Annotated in this window: 13 protein-coding genes and 1 tRNA gene; 6 read left to right on the top strand and 8 right to left on the bottom strand. The window is 36.3% G+C overall.

Annotated elements, in window-relative coordinates; genetic code table 11:
* Positions 1 to 253: 253 nt before the first annotated feature.
* A complete protein-coding gene (gene eco, locus AC4IFE_RS03095) occupies positions 254 to 742 on the bottom strand; it encodes a serine protease inhibitor ecotin (protein WP_490754789.1) in 489 nt (162 codons plus the stop codon).
* Positions 743 to 951: 209 nt separating this feature from the next.
* The gene (locus AC4IFE_RS03090) at positions 952 to 6,819 is read right to left on the bottom strand and encodes an alpha-2-macroglobulin family protein (RefSeq protein WP_490754787.1); all 5,868 of its coding nucleotides are present in this window, start codon (positions 6,817 to 6,819) and stop codon (positions 952 to 954) included.
* A 78-nt stretch (positions 6,820 to 6,897) separates the two neighbouring features.
* On the opposite strand from AC4IFE_RS03090, the gene AC4IFE_RS03085 reads away from it, so the two are divergent.
* The 4 genes from AC4IFE_RS03085 (at position 6,898) to AC4IFE_RS03070 (ending at position 9,566) form a co-directional block, all read left to right on the top strand.
* Positions 6,898 to 7,593, top strand: a complete 696-nt coding sequence (locus AC4IFE_RS03085) for a UbiA prenyltransferase family protein (protein WP_490754786.1) — start codon at positions 6,898 to 6,900, stop codon at positions 7,591 to 7,593.
* 3 nt (positions 7,594 to 7,596) lie between these two features.
* Positions 7,597 to 8,700, top strand: coding sequence for a DNA replication/repair protein RecF (recF, locus tag AC4IFE_RS03080; protein ID WP_490754785.1), 1,104 nt, complete (start codon positions 7,597 to 7,599; stop codon positions 8,698 to 8,700).
* Positions 8,701 to 8,826: 126 nt separating this feature from the next.
* Complete coding sequence (locus AC4IFE_RS03075; RefSeq protein WP_490754783.1) at positions 8,827 to 9,183, top strand: four helix bundle protein; 357 nt, start codon at positions 8,827 to 8,829, stop codon at positions 9,181 to 9,183.
* 86 nt (positions 9,184 to 9,269) lie between these two features.
* The gene (locus tag AC4IFE_RS03070; protein WP_490754782.1) at positions 9,270 to 9,566 is read left to right on the top strand and encodes a DciA family protein; all 297 of its coding nucleotides are present in this window, start codon (positions 9,270 to 9,272) and stop codon (positions 9,564 to 9,566) included.
* Between the two features lie 41 nt (positions 9,567 to 9,607).
* Here AC4IFE_RS03070 and AC4IFE_RS03065 read toward each other — a convergent pair whose 3' ends face one another.
* From AC4IFE_RS03065 to AC4IFE_RS03055, 3 genes are read right to left on the bottom strand one after another with little or no spacing between them, the layout of a single operon-like run.
* Positions 9,608 to 11,638 carry a recombinase gene (locus AC4IFE_RS03065; RefSeq protein WP_490754781.1) on the bottom strand — a complete coding sequence of 677 codons (2,031 nt, stop codon included), beginning with the start codon at positions 11,636 to 11,638 and terminating at the stop codon, positions 9,608 to 9,610.
* A 13-nt stretch (positions 11,639 to 11,651) separates the two neighbouring features.
* Positions 11,652 to 12,296, bottom strand: coding sequence for a monofunctional biosynthetic peptidoglycan transglycosylase (gene mtgA, locus AC4IFE_RS03060; protein WP_490754780.1), 645 nt, complete (start codon positions 12,294 to 12,296; stop codon positions 11,652 to 11,654).
* A 44-nt stretch (positions 12,297 to 12,340) separates the two neighbouring features.
* A complete protein-coding gene (locus AC4IFE_RS03055; RefSeq protein ID WP_490754778.1) occupies positions 12,341 to 13,387 on the bottom strand; it encodes an ABC transporter substrate-binding protein in 1,047 nt (348 codons plus the stop codon).
* Positions 13,388 to 13,446: 59 nt separating this feature from the next.
* On the opposite strand from AC4IFE_RS03055, the gene AC4IFE_RS03050 reads away from it, so the two are divergent.
* Together AC4IFE_RS03050 and AC4IFE_RS03045 are read left to right on the top strand one after the other, a co-directional pair.
* Positions 13,447 to 13,520, top strand: a tRNA-Arg gene (locus AC4IFE_RS03050).
* Between the two features lie 206 nt (positions 13,521 to 13,726).
* Complete coding sequence (locus AC4IFE_RS03045; protein ID WP_490754776.1) at positions 13,727 to 14,848, top strand: tyrosine-type recombinase/integrase; 1,122 nt, start codon at positions 13,727 to 13,729, stop codon at positions 14,846 to 14,848.
* Here AC4IFE_RS03045 and AC4IFE_RS03040 read toward each other — a convergent pair.
* From AC4IFE_RS03040 to AC4IFE_RS03030, 3 genes are read right to left on the bottom strand one after another with little or no spacing between them, the layout of a single operon-like run.
* Positions 14,845 to 16,704: a hypothetical protein gene (locus AC4IFE_RS03040; RefSeq protein ID WP_490754774.1), complete on the bottom strand. Its 1,860-nt coding sequence runs from the start codon at positions 16,702 to 16,704 to the stop codon at positions 14,845 to 14,847. The genes AC4IFE_RS03045 and AC4IFE_RS03040 overlap by 4 nt on opposite strands.
* A complete protein-coding gene (locus AC4IFE_RS03035; RefSeq protein ID WP_490754772.1) occupies positions 16,704 to 18,728 on the bottom strand; it encodes a hypothetical protein in 2,025 nt (674 codons plus the stop codon). Before AC4IFE_RS03035 ends, AC4IFE_RS03040 begins: the two co-directional genes overlap by 1 nt.
* Before the next feature lies 1 nt (position 18,729).
* On the bottom strand, positions 18,730 to 23,217 hold the full coding sequence (locus AC4IFE_RS03030; protein ID WP_490754771.1) for a phage tail tape measure protein: 4,488 nt from the start codon (positions 23,215 to 23,217) through the stop codon (positions 18,730 to 18,732).
* Between the last annotated feature and the right edge of the window lie 441 nt (positions 23,218 to 23,658).

Here is a 23,658-nt window from a genome sequence, read left to right as displayed (position 1 = left end):
TCCTTTTGTAAACACTTACAAATTTGCATCTTAATTTTTAATAAATTTTACTTGCTTTTTAACATAGAATGCGAGAGAAAAAACAAAAAGACTCTCGCAGATTTAGCAGGTAACGCAGATTTTATTTTAATGCTTTAAAGAGAGAGAGATGAGTTTTGATGGTTTAATACTTTCATATCTTAATAATTTAAATGTTTTATAAAACAAAAACTCCCCACAAATTGTGAGGAGCTGTTATTTAAAATTATTCAGGTTATCTCTGAACCGCTGATTTCATTTTAGCATCAGGACGTAAAATTCTGTAACGAACTTCAAGATCTTTCGGCACATAGAATACCAAAGGCAGCTTGCTGTTGTATCTTACAATCTCCGGTTGAAGGGTTACAAATTTCTTGGTCTTCTTCTGATCCTGGCAGGCCATTAATGTACCTCCTGCTTCACCATTCGATTCTACTTCATAATAGTTGTAGCCCCAACCCTGAAGGTCCTGCGTTTTCACTTCTCCCATCAGGAAATATTTGTTACAGTCCAGCATTTTTTCAGCACCTACAAAAAACTCCACTTTTAGGTCGTTTTCATTTTTTGCAACAGGCAGCTGAATATACACCTGCTTGAATCCTTCTTTAGCTTTTGGGAACATTTCAATCTGTAATTTTTCAAATTTTTCTGCTTTCTTTTGAGCGAAAGCATTTACTCCTGCCAACATTACCAATCCTGTAATTAACGTCTTTGAAAATTTCATTTTGTTTTTTTTTAAAATTTCTGTTGTACTTTCAAAAACCATTCCAAAATTAAACAAATGTTTAGTTTTATAAAATATTAATTCTCCTACCAGGTACGGAAACTTCCTTTGAAGTCTATAAACAAAAGAAAATTACATAGACACTATTGAGCTGAAGACAAAAAAAACTGCAGTAAGAGGCTACTACAGTTTTTTGTTTATTTTATAAATTACTCTGAAATTGTCACATTGGTTCCCTTTGTATGGGCATTCATCTGTGGAGCATAATAATTCTGCATGGTCGTAATACCATTGGAGAATTTCCCGGCCGCATTGGATACAAGATCATATTCGAAGACATATTTTCCTTTCGGCATATACTGAATATAGAAATTGGTAGAAGCATCCTTGGTAGACTGGTAATAGCCCAGGCTGTTTTTCCACTGGTATCCGGACAGCGCATCTGTGGGTTCAAATCCTGCTGCACGCATATCTTTAATATGAATAAATTCCATTGCCCTGTCTGTATTCAGGATCATTCTTACGGTTACTTTATCACCTACTTTTAAAGGGGTATCTGCTGAAATTTTCTGAAGCTCTTCGCCGTTAACTGTCTTCACTTTTTTGTAAAGTTCTTTGGTAATGGAAATGTAGTTTTCAGAAGATTTAATTTTATCTAAATCTTCATAATACTGCCAGAATAGTCCTCCCTGCACAATTCCCGGACCAGGTTTGGTAACGGTAACAGTTCCTAAATTCTTATCTACTGTATCTGTTTTCACCGTTGATTTTACATAGCCTGTAGCCTGAGTTTGCGGAGCCAGTTCTTTTCCGCCCCAGACAATCGTTGCTTTGTCGCTTTCGGCACTTGTCCAGGATTTCCCTGAATTCAAGATGGTAAAGATTACTTCCGAAGTTCCTCTTGAGCTTCCCCATGAGTTGACTTCTTTCTGTGTGATCAGCCAGATCTTCATATCTTCGATCATTTTCTGATCATTAGGCTTTAATGTATTGAATGCTTCTAAAGCTCCTGCATGATTCACCACTTTGGATCCGAACCAGCCCCAGTCATTAAGGTTCTGCTTCCAGTAAACGCCCTGAGTTTTTGTGTCGGTGGAAGTTTCTTTCAGGTAGTTCATTAATTTATCTGAAACGTCTTTTAATCCGTAATCATTCATCAGTAAGGCCGCACGGTGAAGTCCGAAGAAGGTAAAATCTGTGATCTTAGCCGTTTTTGCTTTCTGTTTTACCAGGGTTTTCAATGAAGCGCCTTTTCCTTTAAGAGGGTATTCTTTTTCCCAATAGTTTCGGGTGTCAAGGTAATCAATCGCCCAGTTGTTCCAGATATTATCCTTTACATTCCAGTATTTATCGATTTCATTATCTACATACTGAACGAGTTTTGTCACCAGTTCTTTCTGTTCTGTTCCCTGGTAATCTTTCGCATTGTCTTTTAACCATTTGTTGATCTTACCCAGATTTTTAAGGATGTACAGCGATGTTCCGTAAGAACTTGGATATCCGGAATACCAGGAGAAGCCTCCATCAGGATTCTGAAGCTTTCTAAGATCATCCCAATCCTGACTGATTGAATTTCTCATCGTATTGGCATCAAATAAAAGAGCCAGTTTCTGCATCTGCTCGCCTTCATTTTTACTTTCCAGCACCCAAGGGGTTTCCTCCAGTAAAAGCTGTTTCAGCTCCTGATTTTTTTCAAGATTTGAATTCAGTAATCCTTTATTCTGATATTCTTCAAAAACAGTCTTCATTTTAGGATTGGCCCTGAATATTTCAGAGGCCAGTACATCTGCAAACCATTTGTTGAAAATTACATCGGCGGAGCTGTTCTGATCATTCTTCAGGCTAGGTAATGCGAACATAATTTCCCAGATCGGATTCGTAGTCAGTTCCAGGGTATTGGAAACATTGGTGACCGTGGCAGAGTTTGTATTGGTAAGGTTATCCAGAATAAATGTCTTGGTTTCTCCTTCTTTCACAAACACAGGTACAGCATCTGTTACCAGCATTCTGTTCGGAAGCACGGCAACCGCCTGTTGCTCTCCGTCCGAATACGCTCCTGCTTTGGCTACCACTTTCAATATAATTGAAGATACGTTATTCGGAACTTTAAGTTTCCATGTTAATGCACTGTTTCCTTTTTCATTTAAATTAAAATTCTGCGTACCTGCATTGATGCCAAATTTAGATGAAATATTTTCATTTGTAAAGGCATCCAGAATCTGAAGCTCTGCAGAACCGCTTAGTTTTTTATCAGTAAGATTGGACAGTTTCGACTGAAGATTCAGCTCATCGCCTTCTCTTAAGAATCTTGGATAATTTGGGGTTACAGAGAATTCTTTCTGCGTCACCACCTGTTTTTCCAGTACTGCTGCTCTGGCATCTTTAGTGTGAGCCAGGAACATCAGTTTCCATTTGGTTAATGCTTCCGGAGAAGTAAACTCAAAGCTTACATTCCCATCGGCATCTGTTTTCAGATCAGGATAGAAGAATGCTGTTTCATTTAGGTTTTGGCGTACGGGAACTTTTTCCAGGTTTTCTTTTACAGCTACAATTTCATTTAAAGATACTGCTGAATCAGCCTGGGCTTCCATTGCTGCGCCTGAATTTACTCTTTTTGCTTTATATGATACAGCCTCGCTTGCCATTCGTGCTTCTGCAACAGGAGCTGGCATTGCCATATTTTCCACCTGCATTCCTGCTACTCTTCCTCTTAGTCCATAACTGTCAAAATCACCATCGAACCAGTTAAAGTTCGGTACCTCTACATATTTTCCATTGTAATATTTCAGCCTTTTCTGATAGTATTGCTGAAGGAGATACTGTCTGATATCGTAAGAAGTCACTATAGAATACGGGGTATACAAATTCTGCCAGCTGAATGTATTCACGGCAAACTGATCCAGTGACATATCGTACATATTCGCCAGTACTTCAGCATTTACTTTTTCTTTGTCGCTTCCTGAAACTTTTACCGTCCATTTTTCTTTTGAATTAGGTTCCAGCTTATCTCGGAAGGTAACGGTCTCAATTTTTACAGGCTGTTCCGTATCTTTTATTTTTAAAGTCACAGCCTGGGTCTGCACATCATTGAATGCTGCAATCTGGAACTGGATATTCAAGGATGACACGCTTTTATCTTTCGGGATATCTGTAGCGTATTCCAAAACTCCTTTTTTCATCTGGTGTAGTTCTGACACTGTTTTTCCGGAACCGTCCTGAACAAATACGTTGACAAGCGCATCCGGAACTGCGGAATACACATACACTTTAGCCTTCTCTCCTCTTGAGAATTCATTCTTAGGCTCAATAACGGTCAGGAAGGTTTTCTGTAAAGGTTTTAAAGAACCTTTGTCCCAGATACTGAAATTCTGAGAAGATTTTATGGTGTCTTTCCCTTCAATATTATACAGTTCAAGCTGATAATCGCCTGCTTCCAGTTTTCCTAAATCCAGTTCAGTTGTCGGCTGTTGCTGTCTTTCAGAAATTACCTTTTCTGCTTTGAGATTTTTGGTCTCTTCAGTTTTGTCAAATAAATCGTGTGGGAATTTACTGATGAATTCTTCTTTCGAATATTTAGGAAGGTCCTGAACTTCTGTCGCAAAATTATCTCTGAAAATCCTGTTCGGTACCGCCAGTTTTGACAGTTTTACGTTGTATGTTTTTTTAAGATCCTGCTCATTGTAATTCAGGGTTTCTACTTTCAGTTTTACATTTTCATCACTGAATGTATTCTTGATTCCGTCAGCTTTAATATAGTGAGAGACTGAAGCTATTTTCAGCTGGGTATTGGCAGACTGGGTTTCCCCATTGATATCCGTTACCGAAGCATTGATCTCATAATTATCGATCTGAATTCCTTCCAGCTTTTCATCTTTTTTAAGATCAAGACGGATCACAAATTCTCCTTTTTCATTGGTTTTAGCTTCGCCAAGGATTGAATTTTCATTGTCGTCACCACGCGGATACCACCAGAAGTATCTCCATCTGATGTTGTGTTTTTTGATCTCGTAATTAACGGTTGTGTTACTCAAAGCCACTCCGGAGAACATCATTGCTTTTCCTTTCAGCTCGATAGTCTGTCCGTATTTGTATTCCTCTTTTACAGGATCAAAAGTGACTTCAAACTTAGGTCTTTTATATTCTTCAACCCTGATGTCTTTATAGCCCTGGGATCCCTCATCTGTTTTCAGATAAAAAACTCCGTTCAGTTGACCTTTCGGAAGGATAAAGCTTCCATGGTAAGATCCGAATTCATTGGTTGAAAAGCTCTGAGAAGAAACTTCCTGACTGTTGGCATCCAGAAGTGTGATCTTCTGTTTTAAGCCTGAAATTACAGCTTCTGTTTCTTTATCTATTTTAGTATTGATTACTTTGAAATAAACGGTTTGTCCCGGTCTGTAGATCGCTCTGTCCGTAAAGATCTGGGCCAGGGTGCGCATCTGCTTATTTGGGTTGTAGTCTTCTGCATTCCCGTTATTTCCATATACCTGCATGATCTGGAAATCATTGGTCTTTGGCTGGCGGATCAGGAAAGTTCTGTAATATTCTTTGCTGTCTGTGGAAGGGAATTTAAAAACGCCGTTTGCATCAGTTTTTCCGTCAATTTTATTTAAGGTTTTATTAGCCACAAACTCGTAAAACGTAAGGCTTTCATTCACGGCAGGTTTACCGTTTTCACTATTGACCAGCTTCAGGGTATTGGAAAGCTGGTTTCTGTCTGTTTTGGTTTGATAAATCACTCTGTTTCCTGAAACAAGGAAGTAAAAATTCTGTCTGGAATCATTGTCTTTTACTTCGGATCCGGCAACGGCATATTCAACAACATAAATTCCGGAAGGCAGAGGCTTGATCTCCAGGGATGTTTTATGAACCTGATAATCTTTGGAATCACCAAGCTGGAAAGTTTCTTTTCTTACCAGATTTTTTTTAACCTTTCCAAAAGTATTGTTGTAAGCATTCTGCACATATTGCATGAGTGTTGTAAAATCTTCTTTTACCTCATAAATGTTCAGAGAAAATTCCGTCACATTCTTATGGTCCGCTACGAAATGGATCGGCAGGTTATTCTGGGTCTGCTGTTCGTATTTAATGGTAAGAAACGGATTGATGATCTGGTTTTCTTTATTTTTTATGTTCTCAATGAATGGAGATTTCGGATATTGACTCCTCGCCTGAGCTGCGATGGCCAAAGCTTCTTTCTCTTTCTTTTTGGCCAGAAGCTCATTCATGATATCCTCCATGATGATCACTTTGTAATCTCCTTCGGTATCAGATTTCAAAAGGTTCTGAAGCTGCTCAAGCTTATCTTTACACTGGCTGTAATTACAATTTTCCGTCAGCTTTTCTTTCATAAAATAAAGCTTTGGATTTCCACTGTTCTGTGCAATCAGCTCATCAAAAATAGCATTGATTTCTGTTCTGTTTTCCGTTAATTCATTTTTTGTAAAAAGACCATTCTGAGAAAGAAAACTGATCTTTTTCATAGAATACCATTCATATACAGTCGGAAAATAAACGATATCCTTGATTTCTGTAAAAATATCCTTGTACTTTGAGAGGGAAATTTTCTTCATCTCCTGCTCCTGCTGGTCGAGCTCCTGATAGCTTTTCTTCAGATAATTTTTAAAATCAAGCTTGCTCCAGGTTTCAATCTGGGAAAGGTCCTGTGAATTGATATTGGTTCTGCTTTCTATCTCCCACGAATTCTGATTATAATAATCCATAAAGAAACCATTCAGAAGAACATGATATACCAATTTTCCCTCACCCTTAAGTTGAGAATCTGTTTCCTGAAGTTTCTTAAAAAACCGGGACGCAGAATCATTTTTATCATCATCTACCGTTTGGTTGACAATGCTGAATTCTGCTTTCAGGGAACGGATGAGCTGTATGGTATTATTTTCTTTCATGGCATGGTTTTGTATGTCTAAAATGATGGGAAGATTAGATTTATAGGCACCTTTCATACTGTTGTCAGTCACTTTCTTCCACTGGTCGTCGTAGTATTTCTGTGCCGAAACAGCAGAAAAGCTCAGCATTAGAAGCAAAAGCATAAAAATCTTGGAAAATCTTTTCATATATGTTATTTTTGATAAATGAATTTCTTAAAAATACTGAAAAAAACTGTCATTGACAGTCAAATTTATGTCTCCGTTATGGGAACTTTATTTGCAGTGTTTTTCATGAAAGAGCAAAACACATTCCGTTTCCCCACCATACTGCTTATTTTCATCACTTATTTCAGCGGATATCTTTATACCAAATATCAATATACCAGGCACTTTTTGAAAATCCTGGTACTGAATGCTGCAGCAGGTATCGTCTGTGCCTTTCTGATCATTCACAATCATAATGAAATAAGACTTTTGAAATGGTTCATCATTGTGGTTCTGGGACTGCTTTACAACAGTTTTTTCCTGGATGTCTATATCCGGAAGATTCCGATGCTGAAAGTATTTTATGTAGGCCTGGTCTGGGCATTGGTTAACAGCTGGCTTACGCTTCCGGAATTCAGTATTCCCATTTTTCTGATCAGCTTCTTTTTTATAACGGCTCTTGTTCTGCCTTTCGACATCCGGGATATGAAAAGCGATACGGTACAGACTTTTCCCAAACTGGTCGGCGTACAGAATACAAAATACATTGCCTACCTGCTTGTCTTTATCAGCATGCTTATTGCTGAATTTTATCTAAAATCTGCTTATGGTATTGCATTTTTTCTATCAGGAATCATCACCTTTATCCTGATCTATTTCTCTGAAAATAAAAGAGATGACGCTTATTTTTCTTTCGGGATAGAAACCTGCTCTGCACTTCCTTTTTTATTTTTACTAATAATGGAGTATTTTTGACGAATGATTATCAAAAAGCTTTCCCTTTACAATTTCAAAAACCACTCGGAGAAGAAGTTTGAATTTTCTCCGCAGATCAACTGTTTTGTGGGAAACAACGGTGCCGGAAAGACCAATATCCTGGATGCGCTGCATTATTTATCCGTAGGGAAAAGTTTTTTAGGAAACACAGACTTTAACAATATCAAAAGGGATGAAGATTTTTTCACCATTGATGCTGAAGTCCAGAATGAAGACAGTGAAGACATCATTAAAATCTCCCAGCCCAAAGAAGCCAAAAAGATCATTAAAAAGAATGATAAAAGCTATGACAGGCTTGCGGACCATATCGGATATCTGCCGAGTGTGATGATTTCGCCTTATGACTCCAACCTGATTTCAGATTCGGGGGAAAGCCGGAGAAGATTTCTGGATTCCATGATATCCCAGACGGATTCGGAGTATCTCTTTGACCTGATACAGTATCAGAAAACGGTACAGCAAAGAAATGCATTGTTAAAATATTTCGCTAAAAACAGAACCTGGGACAAAGATTCTCTGGAGATTTATGATGCCCCGATCTCAAAATTCGGAACTAATATTTTTGAGAAAAGAAGCAATTTTGTTGAAAAGCTCGGCCCTATTGTCCAGAATTTTTACAGGATTATTTCCGGAGGAAAAGAAACGGTATCTGTTCAATATCAGTCCGATTTAAGTGATATTTTTGATTCCGCTCAGCCTGAGAGAGCTTTCCAGCAGCTTTTAACAGCAAGTCTTGAAAGAGACCGGATGCTTACCTATACTTCAAAAGGAATTCACAAAGATGATCTGCTTTTTGAGATGGATCATGTATTGATCAAGAAAGTAGGCTCGCAGGGACAGCAGAAATCTTTCCTTATCTCGTTAAAATTAGCACAGATGAGTCTTGTAAAAGAATTAACCAAGAAAACCCCGATCCTTCTTCTTGATGATATTTTTGATAAGCTTGATGATACGCGTGTTTCACAATTGATCGAACTGGTTAATCAGGAAAGCTTCGGACAGATCTTTATCACTGATACTCACAGAGAACGTACGGAAAGTGTTGTAAAGAAAATCAATGAAGAAAGTATAATTTTTGAAGTTTGATAATTTTTGAAGCGTGGATTTTGCGCTACGAGTTCCGAGTTTCGAGATCAATAGAGATCTAAAATATGAATTGCAGTTAATTTTATTAATTTCTAAATTACTAAATTTAGCCTAACACATCTGATTATGAGTTATAGGAATTTAGACATCTATAAAACCGCTTTGGAATTATTTTTAAAAACGCATAAGGCTACTTTTCTTCTTCCAAAATATGAGTTATTTGAATTAGCTAGTCAGTTAAGGAGATCATCTGATTCTGTCATCACCAATATTGTAGAGGGTTATGGAAGGTCATCTTATAAAAATGAATACATCCGCTTTCTGATATACAGTCACGCCAGCAACGATGAAACAATTAATCATTTAGAAAAAATTATAGCATTATATCCTGAGACTGCTTTAGAATTTGAAATCCTAAGAAATGAATATAATATACTTGGAGCAAAAATTAGCAACTATAAAAAATGGGCCAAAGAAAACTAGAACGAAAATAAAATTAAATAATCCAATCATCCTTAACTGCGACTCTAAAACCCGTCCCCCGAATCCCAAACCCCGAAACCGGCAGCATGAAAAAGAATAAAAAACGTGAATTTCAATCCTCAGAACTTGTAAAATCTTTTGCAAGAATCCATGGCTTCGAGCATAAACTAATTGCTTTTGAAATTAAAGATTTTTTGGAAGATTATCTGGATGAAAGCCTTTTTAAGGAAATTAAAAGCGTTAATATTGAAGACCAATGCATTATGATCTGTATCGATTCTCCTCTGCTCAAACATGATTTTCAGATGCGGAAAAGTTTTTATCTTAAAAAGTTCCAGGATAAGTTCGGAGAAAACAAATTCAATGATATCCGGATTTTATAAACGTTTCTCTTCCGAAGCGTTTTTTACTATACATTAAGCTATTAATGATCTTCAGATTTATTAGAAATGGTACTGCTCATCAGGTCATCCGCTTTTTTATCCAGTCCTGAGCTCAGGGGAATAAAAAATTTGAATGGATGCTTTATAAAATACCTGAAAATCTCCCTGTAAATTTCGCTCACCTGTCCAAAATTCATTTTTCTTGATCTGAATGCCAAAAACATAGACAGACTAAAGCTTACCAGAAAATTGAAGAATCCGATCAGGAAAACGGTAAAGAAGGATATCCAGAAGGTATAGGAATCCACTGAAAAGTCTTTTCCGTAAAGCCCTAAAGCAAAGTTTCCGGCAGCAAAAGTAATGTGCCTGATATCAAGGTCCAATCCAAAGAATAAACCTACCGGAGCTGTTGCTCCTAAAAATACCCCAAACCAGAAATTGGAAACGATTCCCGGCCAGTTTTTAGCATAATATTTAGATAAGCTCTTTGCAAATTTTTTCCCTAAAAAGCTTCTGATAGAAAGATTTTTGGCAATCCTTTCCGGAATCTGGTAGAACACGGAGTTGTTCCCGATGTTTCCTGAAATAATTCCTGAAATAAACAGGTAAAATCCTGCAATACTCGCATGGAGTATAGCTTTTGACTTGAACGGATCCAGGTCTTTTAACAGTTTATCTGATCTTTCTACTGCCAAATTCTGGGAGAAAAATACATCCAGCCCATAAATGATCGCCAATGCAATTGGAAAGGAAAGAAGCACATTTCCTACGAATGCAATAAACTGACTTCTGAAGAGCTTGGATACAAGGTGGGCAAATTCGGTATTGTTACGTTTGCTGTTGCCTTCTTCAGACAAAACTTTAGTCATCGTAGCCGCGGTCATGGCGGGCTGCTTGGTCGCAAGGGTAAAACCCATGAGATAGATCATAACGAACCCCATCGCATAGTTCATTGAATATAAAAATGCATGGGAGAAATCACTTCCGGGAATGTACCCGTAAAGCATTTTCAGAACACAAAGCGCCCCAACGATGATCCCTCCTCCACTGGCTTTATAAAACATGGTCATGTACTCCTTCCGGGTAGAGGTGATGTAATGGGTACCGGTTTCTGCCGTGTGGTTGGTAATAAGATGCGAGAGCAGACGTGTGCTGTCGTTGATCAGGTCTGCAATATTGTTTTTGTGGGATTTATAGTTAAGGATATTAAAGATCAGCTGTTTAGACTTTATGGTAATATCCTGTTCATTATCAATCACCAAAAGCTGTACGATCTCATAGATCCTTTCGGTCTGTTGGCGGATCTTAAGCAGTGACTGATTGATCTTGCCGGAAATTCCATATTTAGCAGAGTTTTTAAAAGCAATATTTACAAATTCATGACAGTGTTCTGTATAAATCTTAATCTGCTTGTAGCGGCTGTCTTTGGAGTGAAGCTGCAGTTCCGGATCATTTTTAAGATCTTCGGTAAGTGCTTCAAGCTCATTCTGAAGGGCCAGAAAGGGATTATCCAGGTTTCTGTATTGAGGGGCCATTCTTACCACTTCCACCTCCATAGCCATTCCTGTCACGCGCCAGGAAAGAATACTCATCGAGAAGATAAGCTCCTTTTTGACATTCGGCTTGATGATAAAATCTGTAGCCCCGAGAAGTTTTAAAAACTCATCTATTTCATTTTCCGGAAGGTTTTGAAGGTATTTCAGATCTGTTTTTGGCCTGAAGCTGACGTTATCGATCATGTACCACACCGTTTTCTCATTTTCTACGGGCGGCAGTATTTTATTTAAGATTCTCTTTTTAAGTTCCGGAAAGAAAGCATTTTCTGACAGAATATTGGCTTCTGTGAGGGAAAGGTTAAAAGGTCTTCCTTTGAAAATATTATGGATATAATGTTTGAAATTTTCAGCAAAATCCGGATTATTTCTAAGAAAATTAAGAACATCTGTAAAATCTGCCCTTTTGATGCTCTCTAAAAACTCAGCAAACGGTTCTAAAGAAATAGTTTGGTTCTTAAAAGAGAAGTATTTTTTAAGAACTGATTCAAAATTTGTGCTGGAATTAAAAAATTTCATTGGGACAAAGATACTATTTCAAACTCACATTCCTCATCTGTCTCATGATCCAATTGTGTTTCTTTCTTAAATAAGCAGACGGATTTTTAGGATCATATTTCTTGGGATTAGGCAGTACAGCAGCAATCCAGGCTGCGTCCGAAGCACTTAAATCCTTAGAAGATTTTCCAAAATAATACTGAGCTGCCGCTTCCACTCCGAACACCCCCTGCCCCATTTCAATGGAATTCAGGTATCTTTCCAGAATAATGTCCTTGCTCCACACTTTCTCGATAATGAAGGTGTAAACGGCTTCCAGTCCTTTTCTGAACCAGCTTCTGCCCTGCCAAAGGAAAATATTCTTTGCAGTCTGCTGGGAAATGGTGCTTCCGCCGCGGATCTTCTTTCCTTTCTCATTATTCTTCATTGCCTTCTCAATGGCTGTATAATCAAACCCGTTATGAGTAAAGAATTTCTGGTCTTCTGAAGCAATAACGGCTTTTTTAACATTATTTCCCATTTCATCATAGGAAATATAATCCCTGTGCAGCTTTCCAAATTCGAAAAGACCTCCAATCTGCGTAATGGTAACCGGCGGATTAAAGAATCTGCCCCAAATAATAAAAACTACATTCAGGACAAGAATAATAAAGACAGCCTGTTTAACTTTTTTCCACATAATTTTGTCTAAAAAGAACTGCAAAAATAAGCAATTCGCCCGAGTTATTGAAGCGCTTTCATATAGGTTAACTGATATTCCGGAAGAAGTTCGGGATGAAAGATCCTGATGTAATCTTTCAGAATAAGATCGGCCCGTACAGCACCGCTTTCGAAAAAGTCATTGGCTTTCAGTTTTTCTTTTCCGGCAACGGTATAGATCTTTCCTTTGTTGAATACCTCCAGCTTTCCGTAGAAAGGATTGCCGGCCAGCATTTCTTTTTTTGAAGTGTGATTTCCTGCATTTACCCAATACTGTACCTGGTGTGATTTGGCATACACTTCTTCAAAGCTCATCGTCAGAGCCTTTTCTTCTTTATTATCTTTCATGATGTAGGAAGCATTGGCATCTGTAATATAGTTGGCCAGAGACGTTTTTCCTCCCGGAAGATACCATACATCTCCATACATTTCATTGGCCAGCACCACAGGTTTTTCTTTGCCTTTCAGTGCCAGCTGCTTCAGGTCGTTATAATTTTTTTCAATTTTCTTATATTTATCTTCAGCCTCTTTCTCTTTTCCGAATAATTCCCCGAAAATTTTGATATACGCTGTTTTTTCTAACGGAAGCTGTTCCATATACTCATCCAGAAAGACCACCTGAATTCCGTTATTTTTCAGGAGCTGATAGGTATTGTCAAAACTTGCAATATAATTGGTGAAAACAGCATCCGGTTTCATGGAAACGATCTTTTCTACATCATATTTCTGCTCGCTTCCTACATTCTGTATCTTTCCTGCTTTTAAAAGGCTCTGGATTTTTTCTGAATAAATATATTCCGGACTGGAAACTCCTACAATCAGATTTTCGGCTCCCAGTTCAGAAACATATCCCGCCATGCTCGCATTTAAAAGGATAATTTTCTTAAACGGAGTCTGATTGGTCTTAAAATTATAAGTGAAATTTCCTGATTTGAGTTCCAGGATACCATCATGTTCTTTAAATTGGGTGCGGCCGGATATATTGGTCCAGTCCGAAGACGAAATTTTTTGTTCTCTTTTACAGGAGATTAGCGCTACAACTGCAAATAAAAGTAAAATTCTCTGTTTCATCTTTCAAAGAAAAGAAAAAAGTGCTATATTTGCAAACCTTAAAACATTAAGAAAACAACGGCCTCGTGGCGCAACTGAATAGCGCATCTGATTACGGCTCAGAAGGTTACAGGTTTGAATCCTGTCGAGGTCACAAAAACAACAGGTTAACAATTAGATCAAGCTCATTTCAACGTATGAAGTGTCGAGATTTAGGGGTTAACCTGTTTTCTTTTATCCCATTGTCATAAAGCCGTCACAACGATTCTGGTCATTTCTATTAATCTTAAAACAATTAAAATTATGACTCAAAACCGACCTTCATTCCTTGTCACAAAGCTTGTCACAAATACTAAATTTATGACAATTACCACACATTTTTATTTAAACAATTACAAAAGAAAAGATGGCAAATGCCAAATTTTTTATGATGTTTCCATAAATGGGGAACGAGATCGTATACCAACCGGTCTTTATATAGATCCTGATCGGTGGGACAATACCATTCGTAGAGTTAAAAAGAAGTTTGATACTGAAGACATCAATCTGTCTCTTGATAACATGGAATCAAAAACAACAGAAATCAAAACGCATTATCGCTTATCTCGTTCCGCTTATTTAGATGTAAAAGGATTCCGAAATGAATTTTTTAATAAAACACCAAAGTATGATTTCATTTCATTTGCAAAAAACCAAATAGAAAAGACCCCAACAAAAGAATCAACTAAACGTATGGAACGCAGTGTTATTGCAAAACTTGAAGCTTACGAAAGTACTATTTCATTCAACAAATTAACATTGGGATTCTTTGATGATTATAAAGGCTATTTATATAAAAAAGGAAATAAAACAACAACAATAGCAGGCAATATTAAAACATTAAAAAAATATATTAACATGGCCAAAAAACGTGGTTTATTCATCAATTTTGATATTGACGACCTTAAGGTTGGATCAATGAAGGGATCAAAAACAAATCTCACAATCCGAGAAGTCGAAATATTGAAGCAGTATTATTTTAGTGATAATATAAATAATGAACACATATTGACATTAGGATATTTTCTTTTCTCATGCTATACAAGCTTAAGAATTTCAGAAATTCAAAGGCTAAACAGAATAGATCTCCGAGGTGATGCCGTAACTTTTCATTCAGATAAAACGGAGAAAGCTCATACAATAGTCCTCAATAATACAGCAAAAGGTATTATACAGCGATATGAGCCATTATTTGTAACGAAAATAACCCCTGAATACATCAATAGGACACTAAAAAAAATAATGAAGCTACCTACAATCAATATAAAGAAAAACGTATCAATGCATACCGGCCGGCATACATTTGCCACCAACTTTCTTCGTAAGGGTGGCAATGTACGAGACCTACAACAAATCTTAAATCATTCAAGTATTCTAACGACTATGATTTATGTTCATATTATAGAAAAAGAATCAAATATGGCTTCTTTTATAATGGATTAGCTAATAGTTTCGGTGACAATATCTACTTGATAGGTATTGTCACCAACTTTATCTTTGTTTAGACTCACAATCAGATGAATGTTGTTATTACAAAAAATATGATCTTTAATATTAACCTGGCTAAAACGCTCGGCATTAACTTCTTTTTGCCATTGATACTGAACCCCTCTGGTTCTTTGACGTAACCATTGTAGGTAGTTTTTGTTAAAAAGTTCAGGATGCGAACAACCCGGTACATTCTTTGAATTATTCTGACCGTCAATTAGTCCTTCATAGAAAACCAATCCAATAACATCAGACGACTCTAATGCATCAATCGCTGTTGGAACAGAATTTTCTTTAGGTTTTGCAACAGGTAGTGGATATCCATTTATTTCAATCTCTGTAGTATTTTCATTTTTAAGACCATTCAACTTTACACCTTTATAATCATAATATACACTGTCCAATTTATAAGGTGCCGGCAGGTCCGGAAACTTAATCAAAAATGATCTCTTTTGGAGAAATGTCTTTTTTGGGTTTTTTATTGAAAATTCATTAAAATCCTGCACATTAGAAGGCTCATTCTTACCCAATCTGTTCATATAAATTTTAGTTCCAACAACATCCATGTCGTAATTAAACCAGTTCTTTATTCCATTTACATAATCACCAAAAGTCATTTCAGGTACGGCCCGGCTTAAATCTATCTCATTAAGATTATTAACCACTTTAGTATCTTCTTCGGTCGCGTTATCATCAGTTAGAACATCTGATGTCAACCTAAAGCTTATCACATCATAATCAGCCGCATCTTGGTTTAATGGAATATAATCTACAAAAAAAACAATTTTATTTGTGTTCAAATTTAATGGAACAGAAATATCGATAGGGAAAACTTTATCAAGAAAACCCTGACTATAATATACATTGTGTTCCCATATTACAGTATCATTAGCAGAAATTCTACAAATTATTCTGCCATAAAATGATTGAATTCGAAAAGAGCCCTGAACTTTGTAATTACCGGGCTTTAAATTATCAAAACTTCTATTATACAATCTCCTTCTTTTTTTCCATACAGTCCCATTTATCATCCCGTTCCACGGCTCATCATAATAGTAATCCATCTGCGTTGCTTTAGCTTCCAATCTAGTTTGAGATTTCATAGTAAAATAATCAGTTCCTGAGAAAACCCATCGATTCTGTAGATCAGGATCTGACAATATATCTCCCAATAAATCAAATCCCGCATCTCTAAAACCAACTTTTAGTAAATAGACCGGATGCGGGCAAGGATGCATAATATTTAGATTGAAAATATTTCCAGATCCATCAATATAATTTCTTTTCATTTTCGGAAGTTTATTCTCAACTGTACTATCATTATAATAACCATCAAAACTGTCCCAAATATCATCCGTGCCAAATTTCTTAGTATAAATTCTGGGGAAGTTATAGTTTGTTTGAGGCCACTTTTTTAATACTATTCCTTCGGCAAATGTATAGATATCTTCAACTTTAAATTTTTCATATGGAAGCTCGCTGAGCTTTTTGTCAAAATTTGGAATCTCCTCAAATCCATAATCTATCTGGCCAGTTAATACATAACCTTCAACGCTTTCAACCGTTAATGCAGCTTTATATGTTTTGTTCTCGTGAAAAAGATGTCCATCTATGATAACATCAATATCTTTACTTTCATCACTCAGATAGTCTCCAAAGGTTTGAAAAAAAATATCATCAACATTAATAGTGAAAGGAAAAAAGAATTTAGTAAAAATTCTGTCACCCATCATTGAATTTTGTTCTTGTGTACTAAATTTCAGATTAGACAAGTCAAGAACTCCTTTGTTGGTATAAAATTTTATTTCCATTATTCTAATAATAAAAAATCTAAATCAAACTGAATTAATTCTAAACTGCTATCCTTTGCTACAATTTTTTGCGTTATAACAAACCCCCTATAAATCTTATCATTAATCTCAAGATAGCATAATTTACTCATGATAATTTCTTCTATTATTTGTGTGCATTTTTCCAGAATAAAACCTGTATTTATGGTCCATATGGTTACTTTAGTCACATCATACTTTTCTTTAATAGATGAAAGAACATTTTGATCGTAAACATGACTGTATTCAGGAGTTTTCTTTAAATGTCCGGTAAAGCTGAAGGATTCCGGGCAAAGATTCTGATTTTCATACTGCAGGTTGATTACGTGAGGCCCATTATTCGGGATTGTATAATAGATAAGCTGCTTATCATCTGTGATTTGAAAAATCTTTTTCCTTGGGAAAATTATTTTATCTTCATCATCTTCTATTTTAACACGTGTAACTAATCCATCCGGTAAAACGTTCGGGGCTCCTATTCCTATTTTATTTGGTAAAATCAAGCCTTGGATATAAGTGAAAATGTATTTTGATCCTTCTACTCTTTGCTTTATCAAGTTATTGGAAAGCAAAGGAAACGCTGTGGGTTTTTTACCAGGGTAAAAATGTATTGCAGCAACATTTTCCGAGTGAACAACATTATAATCAACATCTAATTCTTCAACAAGAATTTTAACTTCCGCAGGATACATCCATATTTTATTATCGAATTTCCCCGGTTTTTTTTCTTCTTTAAGTATGCTTTTTTTCAATCTTAAAAAATATTGGTGAATTTTGCCGCCTAAATCAAAAGAAGCCCTTTCATTATAATAAGGAACCGTCAGCGGCACTACCATACTTACTGTTTCATCTTCACTTTGAAATTTGATAGATAATGTAGATCTTACATACCTGGAAGTTAATTCTCGTTTAATAAAATTTATTATTTTATTATCTAAGCAAAAATTATAAGTCTCCATTCCTGATAGAAAAATAAAACTGATCACTGATAAACTTACAGGGATGCTTATTGTTTTATCTTCATATTTTATCAAAATATTATCACTAATATCGCCTATTGGTAAGTTTGATGAATTTAAAGTTGATATAGTTATTTCTTCAGACTGAGATCCCGAATCCATCGAAAATTCAAGCCAGTATGGTCCTTCTATTGTAAAATTTTTGTTATACGGATTTATTATTTTTAACACTTCCTCTTTTACTTCACCTGCTGTTTGTAGCAAAGAAAAATTGAGATTTTTAGGAGTTATCATCATATCTCCATTAACCACAATTAAATTAATAAGGAACGATTTCACATTTACATAGGGCCCCCCAACAATTTTTTTAAAGATTGCAGAACTTATTTCATATTCACCCTCAAGAGGAAGATTAGAATTAGATATGAGAGGAGTTTTCTCTTCTAAAACCACTGAATTATTTATAATTGGATCTACATTTTTAAAGATTTCTAAATAATTGAAAAACCGTAGCGGGCTATCATTAACATTCCCACTGATATTTATATTTAAATCTCCTATAAGACTATTGTTTTGCCTATTAAAAATTAAAGTGTATTCATCCTTATCGGTTGTAATATTATCTGGTATTCCCTGAACATTTAAAGTAAAAAAAACAGACGCCTCATTTAAATAGGTAAGTCCATTATTACTAACACCATAATATGTGAAAAAAATCTCAACTGGATATGACCCGGCATCTAAAAGTTGTAGTTCTTTAAATTTAACAAATACGTTTTTGTTAAAATACCCACCTGTACTTATTAATTCATAAATTACTTCAGTTCCATCTGTAATTTCGATGGCATCTGTCACCGTATTATTAATATTACCGTATAAAACAATCTTATAAGAACTGTACATCCCTATACTTTGAGGTGATGCTGTTACATTTACTTTTACATCTGTCGGAAATGTATTTCCATGTTGCCAATTTACGGAAGTAGTAAGTGTAGATGCTTCTATATAATCAAAGGAATCCGGATTTTCTGGAAATTGTGCTGGCATATTAATGTCTGTTTTTAGTTAATAAATTTTCATATTCGTTTGTCATATCTGTAATATCTTTACCAGTACGGGCGGATTTTTCAAAAACGCCTCTGACACCATTATTTTTTAAGTAAAGCATTACCTCAGTATTATCTCTAATAATTTCCATTGCCTTAATTAGCATTTCATCATTACCGGAAGAAACAGCCTGTTTTGGAAGAAGTCCATTTTCAAAGCCCTCAACCCTTCTGATTTCTTCCATATACATATTTTGGATCTTAGGATCAATTTTTTTCATTGTTTTTCCCGAAACAACTAATTCAGGCATCATTGGTCCAGCCTCTCCGACCAACATCGTCGCTTCATCATAAATTCCTGTTTTAGAAGTCTTTTTTCTAGCATTAAACAATTTATTATCCTGCGACCTAATAACCGGATAAAAGCCATCTTCTGCTCCCGGAGCAGCAGGTAACGGTGTACTCATAATCGTTGCTAATTGTACCGCTCCCATTGCACCCGCCAGAACCGTCATTGCCAAACCCAAAGGAAAGAATGGCTGTGTCTGAGCAGCATTAATTACTGCCATCGCAACCCCGGAAATAGCTTGAGCAATCTGCAAATCTCGTTGACGTTTTGCAGCTTTATATTCAAGCTCAGCCTTTTTTCTGTCCAACTCTGCATCAAGAAGTTCAGTTTCTTTTTTATAGGTCTCCTGAGTTATTAATCCGGAATCCAACTGTGCTTTTAATTTCTTCTTTTTCCGATCACTGGAAACCTCCATTTTATGAAGCATCCTTTGTTCATTAGCTTGCACAAATCCAGAATAAGCACTAAACATATTCTGAGCAATCTGAGTTGCAGCACCGATTTTCTGGATTTTTTCAGAAAGATTATCTGTGTTGGTGAACATTGCCTTCCATTGATCTTGAGTAAGACCAAATAAATCGGCATTACCTGCGCCAAAGGAGGTGAGTTTTCCGCCAAGCTTTTGCTCATCGCCTTTTTTAATCTTAGCAATATCACCAATGATAGCTGCCAACTTATCTTTATATTGCTGAATTTGTTCAAGCTGCTCATCAGTCAGAAATTCGGGAGCCAATTCAGCAACCATTTCAAACATCGCAATTTGCTCCTGGAAGAATGTTACTTGTTCCTGTAAACTTTGCTTCTGATAATATTTTTCAATCGCAGCTTTCCCTTCTTCCCAATTAGTAATTAATTGTAAAGATTCTTCTGTGTAGCCTTTGGATGCAAGAAAATCTTTTTGCTGTCTAACTGAGACATTGGCGGATATAGTTTGATTTTGTTCTCTTGTTATTAAATTTAACCGCTTCTGTAGATCCTCCTCATCTTTTTTGAGTCCGATTTCCGTATACTTATCATCCAGGGTACGGAGCTTATAATTGGTCTTTTCTTTTTCAGCAATTTTAGTGTCTTCAACTAACTTATTTTCTTTCAGCCACTGCTCCTTAATTGCTATGAATTGTTTTTGAAGATCACCTTTTTCTCTTTTTATAATTTTGTCTATATCATCAAAGTCAGACTGTTTGTACTTCTGTTTTTCAAGCTCAGCCAGTCTTTTATCACGTTCTGAAATTAACAGCGCTTTTTCCTTTTCGTAACCTTCCTTCTGAAGTTCTGCATTGGCTTCTTGTTTTTGAGCTTCTAACTCCAGTTCTTTCTGATCATAATCTTCAGCATGATCAAGAATCTTCTTCCTCATAGCCTGATATGCATTTTCAGCTTTACGGGCTGCCTTTTCTTCATCAGTAAGTTTTTTCTTTTTTTCTTTATCGGGAAGAGGTGTATAATTTGATGTGACATCTGGTTTGTCCACTTTAGCATCTGCTATTTTCTTGACAATATCATCAATATTTCCATCGATTTCTTCAAGATCTTTATTTGTTTTTTCAACAAGACTATTCACTAATACAATGCCTCCCTTAGCACTCCCGTCAGGATTACGCATTGTTTTATCAGTTTTGTTTTTTTCTTGAGTAGTTTTGAAAATTTCCTGCTTACCAGCTAATTTTTCCCTTTTTTGATATTGTTCATCCAAAATAGCCTGTAGCGCCCTAACCTTTGCTGCAGCTTTTATTTTATCAATCAAAGACGAGTAAACTTTATCAAGTCTGGAAGTTGCAATAAATTCATCATCCAAAGTTCCTTTAAACTCCGGCGCAATCTTAATAAGTTCATCATATGCTTTCTTACGTTCCTTCAGCTGCGTATTTTTGTCTTTTAGAACACTAATAAGCGGTTCAACTTTAGTTTTGAGTTCTGCTGCAGATTTTGATTCTTCATCATTTATTCTTTTAGAAATATCACCTTGTAACTCTAATGCTCTGCTTTGCTTAGAACTAGCGGCCGCAGCCTCTTCTGCACTCGATTTAAATAACATGTAAGCTGTTACCACTGCCATCACAACTGCAACAACTGCTGCCCACGGATTTGCCGCTGTAACAAGATTTAATCTTTCCTGAGCAATAGTTTGAAGGTTGGTAGATCCTGTTAAACGAGCCAATGCAAGAGTACTGTAACCAATAGTCGCATTCCAAATATTTTGCAGAGTTGTACTTGCTTGATTTAATAAATTAGTTGCCTTCTGAACTATTGTATAAGCCAATAACCTTTCCTTAACTTTGGCAAGCGTTAATTCAGATAATGCTAAAGCTGTATTATATGAAAATATAGAAACTACGGCAATCGTAAGTATTTTAGTAAGAAATAGTAGTGATTCTCTAAAAAGAGTCACGCCTCCGGTACTATCTTCAACAACTCCTAAAAACTTACCAATAGTCTGAATTAACCAGTTTAAAACTTTTGCAACTTTTTCACTTGTGTAAATTTCTTTCCACTTTTTTTGTAGTTTTTCATAAATAGCAGCTGCATTATTATTTACTTTATTAAATTCATTTTGCAAGGAGGTAGCTTCACCCATAGCCTGACCTGAAAGCTCAATCGACTTTCTAAACTTGTCAGTATTTTCAGAAGCGGCGCCAATTACGGATATTACTTCACCACTATTTAATTTCAGCCCATCTAATATTTGAGCTAATTTTACAGGATCTAAGCCTTTTGCACCTTCAGAGAATTTTAGGAAAAATTCCAAAGGATCTTCATTTAAAAGCTTTTCAACTTCTTGCTGCGAAATATGCATTACTTTAGCAAACTCAGCAGTTTCTTTTCCAGCAGTACGTACAAAAGTCATGTACCCTGAAGAGGCTCTTTCTGCATCAATACCACTTTCTTCGAATGAAGCTCCTAAAGCTAATGTTTCAGCTATAGTTGGCTTCAATGCTTCAGGCAGCTGCCCCATTCTTAATGCAAAATCAGCAATATTCTCTTCTGATGCAGCACCCTCCGCGCCAAGTTCGTTTAAACCTGATCCGATTTCATTGATTGACTGCGCAATACCTAATTCTTTTGTTTCCTTGTATAGTCCTTTAATCTTACCTATTTTTTCCGCTACTTTTTCAACACCTCCTGCGAAGGAATCTCCTAAGGCAACATAAGCCTTGTCTACTTCTCTAGTGAAATCTTGGATTTCTGCTTTTGGAACACCCAAACGACCTCCAATCTCAGCTATTTTAAGAAGATCTATTTGATTGGTACGTGTATCGAAATCATTATAAGCGGCTGTTAGATCCTTTACTTCTTCAGTGGTCATACCTGTGGTTTTAGCCACCGCCGTCTGAGCATCTACCAATTTATTATTTACATCAACTACTTCCTGCATTTTCATTAAGAATCCAGCGACTGAAGCAACCGCCGCGACTATAACGCCTGTATACTGATTGAAGGTATCTAAGAAAGAGTCTTGTTCCGGTCCGGAATTTAATTCAGCTATTCTATTATTAATTTCATCAAGCTCAGCCCTTGTTTTATTAAGTGTGTCACCCTCAGTCATGTGCTTCATCGCATCCTTGAGATCTCTGGCTCTTCTAGTCAACTGGTCGGTCGTCATGTCCATGATCTTCATGGCGCCGATTTCATCATTAATCTTTGATCTATTATCTCCTAATGCTTCATTGGTAGCTTCAATCTCTTTTCGTAGGTTTTTGTATGCTGTATTAGCCTTATCGAAATTTTCCTGAAAAATAGTTTGTTGAGAGGTTAGACTATTGATCTCCTCGTTAATTGCTTTAGCAGCATCGCTGGCCTTCTGCTTAACCTTATCAATTTGAGCCTGAAGCTTTCCATATTCTTTTGAGCCCTGTTCATAAGCAGATTGCTTTTGGCGCAAGGCTTTTACTTCATTGATAACAAAAAGTTCACTTTCCTTAAGTTTGGTATTATACTTACTTATCTTGTCAGTGTTAGACTTCAAGATCTTCTCTTCAGCTTTACGCTGCTTATCTAACTCCTTTTCCTGCTGAATAAGATCCTTAAGCCTTACCGATAATACTTTGTTGGCCTGCTCAAGATCAAGCACCCTCTTCTGGGCCTCATTGCCATCGACAATGATCTTGAGCTTAAGTATCTCATCCGAAATCACATTTGCCATCTCTTTTTTTATGGGCAATGTTAGGCAGATGACCGTACAACCAACGTTACATCAAAACAGACAGGCTCCTAACTATCTATGTATGATGATGATAGGCATGCAACCTTACCAAAATCGTCAAATGTTGCAAAATCGGCCTTTCGGGGTATTTCACAGGGGTATTTTCTGCCCAATCAGCCATATTTCCAGCAATCTGGCCGATTGCAACGGCAAATTCGATTCTTGGCGGCGTCGGCCTCCCGCTGTTTCAACTTTATTTAATTTTTTTTGAAATAGGTTAGAATGTTGATTTTCAGAATATTGATAGAATCTATCAAATTTTCATTTCTCATTTTAGCCATTTTTTGATTCTAAAATCAGTTTTTTGCTAATTTTTATAATCTGATAAAAAACAGAAAATTGGCTTAAAAAATGAGAAAAGCAACTGCAATATAGTATTGC

It is taken from the genome of Chryseobacterium sp. UF-81 (genome assembly GCF_058245105.1).
This window is presented reverse-complemented; position numbering and strand designations above follow the sequence as displayed.

Excerpts from the sequence above, each read along its gene's own strand:
- AC4IFE_RS03030 (WP_490754771.1), bottom strand. The coding sequence starts at position 23,217 with ATGGCAAATGTGATTTCGGATGAGATACTTAAGCTCAAGATCATTGTC.
- eco (WP_490754789.1), bottom strand. The coding sequence starts at position 742 with ATGAAATTTTCAAAGACGTTAATTACAGGATTGGTAATGTTGGCAGGA.
- recF (WP_490754785.1), top strand. The coding sequence starts at position 7,597 with ATGATTATCAAAAAGCTTTCCCTTTACAATTTCAAAAACCACTCGGAG.
- AC4IFE_RS03045 (WP_490754776.1), top strand. The coding sequence starts at position 13,727 with ATGACAATTACCACACATTTTTATTTAAACAATTACAAAAGAAAAGAT.
- AC4IFE_RS03085 (WP_490754786.1), top strand. The coding sequence starts at position 6,898 with ATGGGAACTTTATTTGCAGTGTTTTTCATGAAAGAGCAAAACACATTC.
- AC4IFE_RS03075 (WP_490754783.1), top strand. The coding sequence starts at position 8,827 with ATGAGTTATAGGAATTTAGACATCTATAAAACCGCTTTGGAATTATTT.
- AC4IFE_RS03040 (WP_490754774.1), bottom strand. The coding sequence starts at position 16,704 with ATGGAAATAAAATTTTATACCAACAAAGGAGTTCTTGACTTGTCTAAT.
- mtgA (WP_490754780.1), bottom strand. The coding sequence starts at position 12,296 with ATGTGGAAAAAAGTTAAACAGGCTGTCTTTATTATTCTTGTCCTGAAT.
- AC4IFE_RS03070 (WP_490754782.1), top strand. The coding sequence starts at position 9,270 with ATGAAAAAGAATAAAAAACGTGAATTTCAATCCTCAGAACTTGTAAAA.
- AC4IFE_RS03065 (WP_490754781.1), bottom strand. The coding sequence starts at position 11,638 with ATGAAATTTTTTAATTCCAGCACAAATTTTGAATCAGTTCTTAAAAAA.
- AC4IFE_RS03055 (WP_490754778.1), bottom strand. The coding sequence starts at position 13,387 with ATGAAACAGAGAATTTTACTTTTATTTGCAGTTGTAGCGCTAATCTCC.
- AC4IFE_RS03090 (WP_490754787.1), bottom strand. The coding sequence starts at position 6,819 with ATGAAAAGATTTTCCAAGATTTTTATGCTTTTGCTTCTAATGCTGAGC.
- AC4IFE_RS03035 (WP_490754772.1), bottom strand. The coding sequence starts at position 18,728 with ATGCCAGCACAATTTCCAGAAAATCCGGATTCCTTTGATTATATAGAA.